At 55.4% G+C, this 1223-nt stretch carries 1 protein-coding gene; it reads left to right on the forward strand.

Annotated features, from left to right (window positions below):
- The first annotated feature begins 89 nt into the window (after positions 1-89).
- A complete protein-coding gene (locus INT21_RS12370) occupies positions 90-1088 on the forward strand; it encodes an IS5 family transposase (protein ID WP_193085295.1) in 999 nt (332 codons plus the stop codon).
- Positions 1089-1223: the final 135 nt, after the last annotated feature.

Genomic DNA, 1223 nt, shown 5'->3' on the forward strand with positions numbered 1-1223 from the left:
TAAGGAAACGCTGCATAAATACGGTCGTTGCTGCCTAAGTACCATCGGCAGGGTAAAATAGGGATTTCCATTGTCCGACAGAGTTTCCGATGAAGCAGATCTCGTTTGCTCAGGCTGAGCACCAGAACAAGAAGAAGGTCACTCGCCGGGAACGGTTCCTGGCACAGATGGATGCCCTAATGCCATGGCAACGCCTGATCGAGGCATTGTCGCCGTCCTACTTTCCGAACTCGGCGGGCAAGCGCGGTCGACCACCAATTGGTCTGGAACGGATGTTGCGGGTCTATTTCCTTCAGCAATGGTACGGACTGGCCGACGAAGCGCTTGAAGATGCCATCTATGACAGCCAGGCCATGCGTGACTTCATCGGTATCGATCTTGCCATCGAGAGTGTTCCCGACGCGACCACGTTGCTTCGCTTTCGCCATCTGCTGGAGAAGCATGCCCTAACCCAACGGATCTTCGAAGAGATCAATGCCAGGCTGGCTGACCAGGGCCTGTTCATGCGCGAGGGCACTATCGTTGACGCCACCATTGTGGCGGCGGCGCCTTCCACCAAGAACAAGGTCAAGCAACGTGATCCAGAGATGAAGCAGACCCGGAAAGGGAATCAATGGTTCTTCGGGATGAAGGCCCATATTGGCGTCGATGCCGTGACGGGGCTGACCCACAGTGTGGCCGCCACCTCGGCTAATGTCGCCGATGTCACCATGACAGGGCATTTGGTTCGTGAGGATGACAAGCGAATATACGGCGACGCGGGTTATCTCGGCATGGAGAAATATCTGGGTGAAGGCAAGCATGGCCCGGACACTCGGTGCTGCGCCGCTGCCAGACGCGGCGCCATCAAGCGAATGGAAGACAGCCGGAAGAAAGCGCTGCTGCTGGCCCTCGAAAAGACTAAGGCCAGTATCCGCGCCAAGGTCGAGCACCCGTTTCATGTCATCAAGAACCTGTTTGGCTACCGCAAGGTTCGCTACAAGGGACTGGCCAAGAACCAGGCGCAGCTGTTTAGCTTATTTGCACTGGCCAATCTGGTACTGGCGGGACGATGTCAGAGGCATATTGATGGGGTTAGTGTGTCTTGAATTCGGCAGGGCAGCCGGAAAACAAGGCTGCCAGTTAAAAAACGCACTGACAGTGGCTAAAGATTGATCGCGGTGACAATACTCGGGTCACATTGAGCGCTTCAGTTGCCCAGATACAAATTGATCAGCGTTTCC

This window comes from Halomonas sp. 3F2F, assembly GCF_014897805.1.
In the GTDB taxonomy this organism is placed as follows: Bacteria; Pseudomonadota; Gammaproteobacteria; order Pseudomonadales; family Halomonadaceae; genus Vreelandella.

Bases quoted from the DNA above. Each gene is read 5' to 3' on its own strand.
- INT21_RS12370 (WP_193085295.1), top strand. From the start codon at position 90: ATGAAGCAGATCTCGTTTGCTCAGGCTGAGCACCAGAACAAGAAGAAG.